Raw genomic sequence first — 8,946 nt, forward strand, 5'->3', positions numbered from 1 at the left:
TTGAAAAGCGAAATGTCGCTTAGCTAAGTGTCCAGTCTGACTGGAGCAGATCATAGACTTTCCAACTAACCTTGCTGCATCTTCTCCCAAATGGTCGGAGAGCCAATATAGTCTTGAACCGTAGTAATGAACTCTTTCACCAATTTGGTCTGCTTACGATGCGGATACACAGCATAAATAGCCGTATCAACCGTCGATATTGCATAATCAGGAAGTAACGTAACCAAGCCCAACTCTTTCATTGAGGCATACAAGTTTGATTGGTCAAGGAAGCCATAACCTAAGCCATCTTTTACGCAAGACACCATAGTACGAACATCACTGACCTTATAGTTGCCACGAATCGTCAGGCTTTGGAAAATGTTGCCATGTGGCTCTTCACTGATCCGCAGGTGATCGACTGTCATATCACCATTGGTATAGATAACCGCAGGTAAGGAGAGCAAATCTTGTGGCGTCTTTGGCTCACCGTGCTCTTTCACAAAGTCGTTCGATGCAACGAGCATAAAGTTACTGTCGGCAATCTTCTTGGCAATCAAATTCGATTCAACGAGCTTACTGAAGCGAAACGCGATATCAAACTGCCCTGCAATGATGTTGGCGATCTTGTCGTCCAATGACAGCACAATCTGAACATCCGGATACTTTCTCATGAACTGAGTAATAATAGGTTGCAAGTATTGCTGACCAAAATAGATCGGCGACGTAATTCGTAACACACCTTTGGGCTCAGATTGGTACGAGTCGGCAATGCCTTGGATCTGATTAATAGTATCTTTCAGCACATAGGTTTGCGCGAGAATATCTTCCCCTGCCGACGTTAACGAGAACGAACGCGTAGAACGGTTGAGCAACTGAACACCTAAATCTTGTTCAAGCTTTTTTATCTGTTTAGAGAGTGATGAGTTGTCCATATCATGCAAGGTTGCCGCTTTGGTAAACGACCCTTGTTGAACCACATCTAAGAACAACAACAACTGGTTAGTATTTGGCACTGCGCCTCTCCTGAAATAAAACTCGACTAACGTTCATCTTTGGGGGTGTCCATCACAACCATAGTCGTGATGGATTGAACCTGAGCACATTCCCCAAGCACATCGGCATGAAACTTCTTATAACCCGGTAGATCTTTGGTTTCTACCCTTAGCAAGTACTCGTTGGCACCAGTAATGTTGTGGCACTCCACCACCTCTTTTTCCATACTGACGTGCTGTTCAAACTCTAGCTGAGCCGCTTTGCTATGGCTCGACAAGCCAATCGAAACATAAGCTATAAAGCCAACGCCCATCAGGCCATTATCCAGAACCGCACGGTAACCTTGAATGATCCCTTTACGCTCGAGATCCTGTACTCGCCTTAAGGTCGCTGAAGCCGACAATCCTATACGTTCTGAAAGCTCAATGTTGGAGATTCTGCCGTCCAATTTAAGCTCTTGCAATATCCTTTCGTCAAATCTATCCATAAGTACTTATTATTGTGCATTAAGTGATAATTGAGGAAATAAAAGCACATAATTGCCTCACTTTCCACCTACTATGTTTCTCAACACGTGAAAGTCATGACCGGTCAGTCACTTCGTTCATTTTACTGCTGGAGAATCACAATGCCTTTAGAACAACTTAGCGCACTTGCCTTGTTTGCGTTTGTCTCGACCTTCACACCAGGTCCAAATAACATCATGCTCATGACATCAGGAGCCAATGTTGGCTTTGCGCGTACTATTCCGCACATGCTGGGCATTGCTCTGGGTTTTGCAGCCATGTTGCTATTGGTTGGCTTCGGCTTAATGGGGGTTTTTAACGCCTATCCGGTCTCTCACCAAATCTTGAAATACCTGAGTCTTGCTTACCTTGTGTACCTTGCGATTAAGATAGCATTGAGTGGCAAAGCCAAAAGCACTGAGGCTTTTAAACCAATGACCTTCATTGGCGCTGCCAGTTTTCAGTGGGTGAACCCTAAAGGTTGGTCGATGGCGCTGACGGCGATTTCAGTGTACAGCAGTGGTAGTTCATGGTGGGAGCTCGCGATCATCGCCAGTATCTTCACACTAGCCAACTTGCCTTCTGTGACATTCTGGACAGCGGCAGGTAAGCAGCTCCAGCATTGGCTAACAACACCCGTTCGAATCAAAAGCTTCAACTATGGTATGGCAGGGTTACTTTTAGCATCGACGATTCCGATGATCTAATCGACTTACTTTATCTATTGATGGTTAGTACTTAGGTGCTAACCATCCGTTTCTTTAAAAGAGCTTAATAATCTCACTTAGCCATTGACCAAATGTCGCCTGCCCACTCGGCGTTAACGTCCAGACAAAAGCCACAACATTAAGTGACACCGTCACGAAAAATACAAGTCTAAATGGTTGCTTCTGCGTTTTATGACGCAGTTTATCTTGAGCAATTAACGCCCCTAACCAACCACCAGCAACAGAAAAAATATGCAGAGTTTTCTCTGGTACACGCCAATTACCATTGATTGCCGCTCTCTTGTCCTTCGCGTACACAAAAAACGTCACTATTCCGATAACTAAATACCACACCAAGAGCGCTTTTGAACTTTCTGAAAACAACGCAGATACCGCTACCAATACCAGATAAGTAATAGCGATTTGAATAGATGAAGACAACATCAACTCCTTTGGATAATGAACAACATAGCGTCACCATTCCACATTAAAGACTCACTAAGGCATTTGAGGCGAATGAGTACAAACTTTTTTTGATAGAAAAAACAACCTGCGAGTGAAGTGCCACTAAGCTCACATAAATAAGGCGTAGTTATCACCCCTAGCGACTACTCCTATCTTCTACGCCTATGGCTAACCAACTGTATTTTATGAGCTATTGAACCAATAAAAAAGCGCGTTAACCACCACAATCCGTGATATCGACACTAGGTTTCCTATTTTTACGGATTAAAAATAACTTAATACATAAGCGTCACAAATAGTGGAGCATCGTTAAGCCTAGGATATTCATCTTCGTAAAAAATATGGATATCAAAACGTGAACGAAATAAATACCAATAAACACGAGATTCTACAAAGTGCCTTGAAGATTGCAAAAACAAAGAGCTTCAATATTGCGCAAACAAACAACTTCAAACGTTCAGCTTTAGCCAAGGCGATATTGCCTCTCGTCACCGCGACCTTGATAGCAGGCTGTGGAAGCGACACTAGCAAAACAAACTCTGACAGCAATAGTCTATATAAAGCCGCTGAAAACGAAGTTGTTATTTATTACAAACGTGATGTTGCAGCGGCTCGCGCTTCTGGCTCGACCTACGACGGCTGGGGGCTTCACCTTTGGAATGGTGAAGGTTGTACGAGCACTGACTTAGTCGGCATGGGATTAGGTAACAATGGGACTGACTGGGACGTACCTTATGAATTCAAGGGCATCAATGATACCTATGGCGCCTACTACGTGTTGAAAGTCGATCCAGATGCATCCGACCCTCATAAGTGCATCAACTTCATCTTGCATAATGGCGGCGATAAGGCGTTTGGCAGCGCCAACTCGAAAATTGATCTCACCAAACTGAGTCAATCTCAATCTGTATTCGGTTTCCATGGCAGCAGCGCGCTGTACTACGAACCGATTTCAGAACGCCCAGTTAAGATTGATGGCCAGAAGGCACATTGGTTGGACTCAAAGACGATCGCTTGGGAAGCAGCAGACGGTGCCGATTCTCTCAAGTTGTTCTACGCACTCGATAACAGCATCACGATAAACGATGATAAGGCGATCGTCGGTGGGCAGGCCGTTGAACTCAAGAAAGATGGCAAGCTATCCTCTGCATTAAAAGAACGCTTCCGTCATCTAGCAAGCCTACCCGCTTTATCAATTGATGTTGACACCAGCACGCTGCGGACCATCTTGAAATCTCAGATCATTGTTGTTGCGTACAATGCGAGTGGCGACGTTATCTCTTCAACTGAAGTTCAAAAGCCCGGCGTACTTGATGCTGTATTTGCCAACAAAGAGACGGGTAACGCAATGGGAGAAACACTGGGGGCGATTGTGGAAGGCAACACGACGACCTTCAAACTTTGGGCTCCTACTGCGCAAGATGTTGAACTCGTCCTCTACAGCGAAGACCGACAAAGTTCAAAAGTGATCCCAATGACGGAAAGCTTGGAATCAGGAATTTGGGCAACGGATTCAATTTCTAACGCCGTGAATAGTTATTACCGTTACCAAGTGAAGGTCTACCACCCAACCACTGGTAATATCGAAACTCGCCTTGTGACCGACCCATACTCACTCGGCTTGTCGAAGAATTCAGCATACTCACAAGTGATTGACCTTGATGATTCAACACTGATGCCACAAGGTTGGGCTGGGTATAAGCGCCCAACGGTGAAGAAAGACGAAGACCACGTACTGTACGAATCACACCTTCGTGATTTTAGCTTCAGTGATAAGTTAGGTACAGCAAGCTTAAACGGCAAGTACCTAGCGCTAACAGAAGCCGATCGTGAGTCAGTAAAACATTTGAAAGCTCTGAAAGATGCCGGTTTAACTACGCTTCATATCTTACCTGCATTCGATATCGCTACCATCAATGAAGATGATGCGAGCCGCGTGGATATCACCGACACCGTTAGCAAACTCTGTAACGTAAAACCAACAGCGACTTTATGCGGCACCGAAGATGAAAACAAAACCATCGAAGCCGTACTCAACAGCTATAACTCTTCAACAGGCGATGCCCAAGCTCTAATGAACGATCTGCGTATGTTAGATAGTTTCAACTGGGGCTACGACCCATTTCATTACACCGTTCCAGAGGGAAGTTACGCGACAGATCCTAACGGTTCAAAACGTATTCTAGAATTCCGTCAAATGGTTAAAGCTGCGCACGACATGGATCTGAAACTGATCATGGACGTGGTTTATAACCATACCAATGCGTCTGGCGTGAACGATAAGTCCGTACTGGATAAGATCGTCCCTGGGTATTATCACCGCCTGAATGTGAACACTGGTGGCGTGGAAAGCTCAACGTGTTGTGATAACACCGCAACTGAAAACCTAATGATGGGTAAGTTGATGGTCGACTCACTCAAGGTATGGGCTGACGACTATCAGGTTGATGGTTTCCGCTTTGATTTAATGGGCCACCAGCCAAAAAGCGTGATGGTCGAGGCATTGAAAGAAGTGCGCAAGATCGACCCAAATACCCTGTTCTATGGCGAAGGTTGGGACTTTGGCGAAGTAGCAAACAACGCTCGCTTCGAACAAGCCAACCAGATCAATATGGCAGGTACCGAAATTGGCACCTTCTCTGACCGTTTGCGTGATGCAGTGCGAGGCGGTAGCCCATTTGATGGTGGTGTCGATTCTGAAGGTAAGCACCCACTTCGATTTAACCAAGGCTTCGGTAACGCCGCGTTTGCCAACGAAGAAACCAAAGTTGATCAAGATTCAGTCAACGGTCGTTTACACAACCAAGATCTTGTGCGCTTAGGCATGGCGGGTAACTTAGCTGAATACGTATTACTGGATTACAAAGGCGATACCAAACTGGGCAAAAACGTCGACTACAACGGCGCACCCGCGGGTTACACTAAGATGCCGTCAGAGAACATCTCTTACGTTTCCAAGCACGACAACCAAACTCTTTGGGATAACAACGCTTACAAAATCGCCGAAGGCACAAGCTCTGCTGAACGAGCTCGTATGCAGTCGGTATCGCTCTCGACCGTCATGTTGGGCCAAGGCATCCCGTTCATCCACATGGGGTCTGAACTGTTACGTTCTAAATCGATGCAGCGTGATTCTTACGACTCTGGCGATTGGTACAACCGTGTGATGTTTGATGGTACTGGCAATAACTGGAATGTTGGCTTACCTCGTGAAGACAAAGATGGTGCCAACTGGGAACTCATCAAAACCATCATTGCCGACAGCACAGCTAAACCAGTAAAAGAAGACATTGACCTAACCAAGCAGCAATTCCTAGAGCTGTTAAAAATCCGCAGCTCAAGTGAACTGTTCCGTTTAGACACAGCAGAAGAAGTCATGAAGCGAGTCGACTTCCGCAATGTGGGCAAAGATCAAATCGAAGGCCTGATCGTGATGTCTATTGATGACGGAATCTCCACGGGCAAAGACCTAGATACTACCGCTGATGCGATTGTGGTTGTTATAAACTCAACGAGTAAATCTCAATCGTTCAAAATCACGGGAGCAACGGGCTTTACACTCCATACCATTCAGCAGAACTCTGCCGATGACATCGTGAAAGGCGCCACCTTTTCCGCTGAGACTTTCACCGTACCGCCATTAACCACCGCTGTGTTTGTGCAAACTCAAGGCGCGTCACAAGGTGCTGGGTTATCGGTTGATAACTCACAAAAGGACGTATCTAAGATTCCGCCATATGGCAAAACGACCGTCTATGTACGTGGTGCAATGAACGGATGGAACCCGACGGACGCTTGGGCGATGAACTTCGTTGGTAACGGCGTTTACTCTGTCACTGGCGCTTTGGCTGTGGGTGAATATGGCTTCAAGTTTGGCGGTTCTACTTGGGGTATCTTGGATATTGGCTGTCACTCCGTCGACTTAGCTCAGGGCTCGATCAACATTGGCAGCGAAGGCGACTGTAAGTTGAATGTAACCGAAGCCGGCAACTACACATTCACACTGAATGCGATTCATCAACTCAATGACAGCGCAGAAAAAGCCGTGGTATCTGTGACGAAACAATAAGCTTCACATTCACATAATCATCACAGACGAGCCTGTTTTTTTGGGGAAGAGCGAGGGGGAGGTATTAACCTCCCCTTTTTTGAGCAGCCGCTCACATACCACAGCAACTACGCCCCGATTTTCTTACCCAAGGAGGATAAAGCCGCATTCTGATTAAGCTAGCCTCCTAACGATAACTTCTATATCAAATATAACGTCTAACACAGCTTCAACGACAAAGCCCTACAGCTCCACTTCTCGAGATGGAATATAAGTATGTACAACAAGAAACATTCAATCTATCAAGTTTTTACCCGTTTGTTCGGCAATCAGAATACACAGAACACACCTTGGGGAACCATTGAACAAAATGGCGTGGGCAAGTTCAGTGACTTCACCAATAAAGCGCTGACAGAAATTAGAGAACTTGGCATCACTCATATTTGGTACACCGGAGTACCACATCATGCTGTGATCAACGACTACAAGCACATCGGCATCTCAGACGACCATCCAAGCGTTGTGAAAGGACGGGCTGGCTCACCTTATGCCGTCAAAGATTACTACTCCGTAAACCCAGATCTTGCTGACAACCCAGCGCAGCGTTTACAGGAATTCGAAGCCTTGATCAAAAGAAGCCATGACAATGGTTTGAAAGTCATCATTGATATCGTCCCTAACCACATTGCCCGTAATTACCAAGGCCTGAATAACCCAGAATGCGTACGTGACTTTGGCGATCAAGATGACACGACGGTTGAGTATCATCGCAACAATAACTTCTATTACATTCCTGACAGCGCATTTGAACTGCCCGAGATCGAACCTGCGTTCACTCCTCTTGGTGGCGAACAACACCCGAATTTAGCCTCACCATTTGTTGAGTCCCCAGCCAAATGGACAGGAAACGGATCGCGCTTGAGCAAACCTAACTTCGATGATTGGTATGAAACCGTAAAAATTAACTATGGCGTACGACCAGACGGTTCAAAAGACTTCCCTGTACTACCGAATGATTATGCGATGCGTGATCACCTCGCCCACTACCATTTCTGGCAGCAAGTTGATGTGCCGGATTCATGGATTAAGTTTCGAGACATCGCATTATATTGGTTAGAAAAAGGCGTCGATGGATTTCGCTACGATATGGCAGAAATGGTACCGGTCGAATTCTGGAGCTATCTCAATTCATCAATCAAAGTAAAGAATCAAGACGCCTTTTTGATGGCGGAAGTGTATCAACCGGACCTTTATCGTGATTACATTCGCATGGGTAAAATGGACTATCTGTATGACAAAGTCGATCTTTACGACGGCCTAAAAGCAGTCATGCAAGGTAAGGCTTCAACGGCAGTCATCCCTGAGATCCAGCATCAAATGATGGACATCGAACATCACATGATGCACTTCTTAGACAACCACGATGAGCAGCGTGTCGCGTCTCCTGATTTTGTTGGTAACCCACACATTGCCAAACCTGCCATGTTAGTCAGTGCGCTATTAAGTAGCTCTCCCACCATGATTTACTTCGGGCAAGAAGTAGGCGAATCGGGCGCGGAGAACGCAGGCTTTGGGCAACCTTCTCGCACGTCTATATTTGACTACATCGGTGTTCCTCAACATCAAAAATGGATGAACGGAGGAAAGTTCGATGGCGGACAGCTCAACGATGACGAAAAGCAGCTCAGACTCTTCTACCAACAAGTGATGACGTTTTCATTGAACCATTCATCGATGACCGGAGCGTACCAAGACTTACACCAATCCAATCAGCTAAGTGATTCTGTTTATGCTTTCTTGCGTTTTGATAACCAAGAACTGGTTATCGCCGCGGCTAACTTCAGCCAAAGCAAAACAGACCACATTCAGTTGAAGGTGACGGCAGAGGTTATTCAAAAACTAGGCATCGCTGACGGAAGCTATACGCTCCAAGAACATATTGAAGGCGTCCAACAACAGACGCTGTATGTGGAAAATGGTGTCGGTTACTTCAGTGCAGAATTCCCCCCCCTAGCCGCTTTCGCTTGGGTGTTACCCCTTTAATCAATCGTTCTAAAAGTAACTGGTGATGACGGCGTTAAATCAGAGGAAACGGTACTTAACGTCGTCTTCGGATAAGTAAAATTCAGACGGTCGTTGGTTTTCAAAGCACGTTCTAAGCAGCTATGGCGGGTAGCTGTAACTTGTTTTTGCCCCATTATAAGGTAGACCTTTTACTCATTCACACCTTGTTAATGTGTGTTTC

At 45.7% G+C, this 8,946-nt stretch carries 6 protein-coding genes; 3 read left to right on the forward strand and 3 right to left on the reverse strand.

The window, feature by feature from the left end:
• Positions 1-65 precede the first annotated feature (65 nt).
• Positions 66-995: a LysR family transcriptional regulator gene (locus ACED28_RS22075; protein WP_012600171.1), complete on the reverse strand. Its 930-nt coding sequence runs from the start codon at positions 993-995 to the stop codon at positions 66-68.
• Between the two features lie 26 nt (positions 996-1,021).
• On the reverse strand, positions 1,022-1,462 hold the full coding sequence (locus tag ACED28_RS22080; RefSeq protein ID WP_009845852.1) for an Lrp/AsnC family transcriptional regulator: 441 nt from the start codon (positions 1,460-1,462) through the stop codon (positions 1,022-1,024).
• A 141-nt stretch (positions 1,463-1,603) separates the two neighbouring features.
• Here ACED28_RS22080 and ACED28_RS22085 point away from each other — a divergent pair, with 141 nt between their 5' ends.
• Positions 1,604-2,188: a LysE family translocator gene (locus tag ACED28_RS22085; RefSeq protein WP_102582758.1), complete on the forward strand. Its 585-nt coding sequence runs from the start codon at positions 1,604-1,606 to the stop codon at positions 2,186-2,188.
• Positions 2,189-2,242: 54 nt separating this feature from the next.
• Here the strand turns inward: ACED28_RS22085 and ACED28_RS22090 are convergent, their stop codons facing one another.
• Positions 2,243-2,632 (reverse strand): DUF1294 domain-containing protein, encoded by a 390-nt coding sequence (locus tag ACED28_RS22090; RefSeq protein WP_012600169.1) that lies wholly within the window; start codon positions 2,630-2,632, stop codon positions 2,243-2,245.
• Positions 2,633-3,008: 376 nt separating this feature from the next.
• Between ACED28_RS22090 and pulA the strand changes: the two genes are divergently transcribed.
• Positions 3,009-6,722 carry a pullulanase-type alpha-1,6-glucosidase gene (pulA, locus tag ACED28_RS22095; RefSeq protein WP_371710757.1) on the forward strand — a complete coding sequence of 1,238 codons (3,714 nt, stop codon included), beginning with the start codon at positions 3,009-3,011 and terminating at the stop codon, positions 6,720-6,722.
• Positions 6,723-6,977: 255 nt separating this feature from the next.
• The gene (locus ACED28_RS22100) at positions 6,978-8,744 is read left to right on the forward strand and encodes an alpha-amylase family protein (protein ID WP_371710758.1); all 1,767 of its coding nucleotides are present in this window, start codon (positions 6,978-6,980) and stop codon (positions 8,742-8,744) included.
• Positions 8,745-8,946: the final 202 nt, after the last annotated feature.

It is taken from the genome of Vibrio sp. 1F253 (assembly GCF_041439295.1).
Lineage (GTDB): Bacteria > Pseudomonadota > Gammaproteobacteria > Enterobacterales > Vibrionaceae > Vibrio > Vibrio tasmaniensis_A.

Bases quoted from the DNA above. Each gene is read 5' to 3' on its own strand.
- ACED28_RS22090 (WP_012600169.1), bottom strand. From the start codon at position 2,632: ATGTTGTCTTCATCTATTCAAATCGCTATTACTTATCTGGTATTGGTA.
- ACED28_RS22080 (WP_009845852.1), bottom strand. From the start codon at position 1,462: ATGGATAGATTTGACGAAAGGATATTGCAAGAGCTTAAATTGGACGGC.
- ACED28_RS22100 (WP_371710758.1), top strand. From the start codon at position 6,978: ATGTACAACAAGAAACATTCAATCTATCAAGTTTTTACCCGTTTGTTC.
- ACED28_RS22085 (WP_102582758.1), top strand. From the start codon at position 1,604: ATGCCTTTAGAACAACTTAGCGCACTTGCCTTGTTTGCGTTTGTCTCG.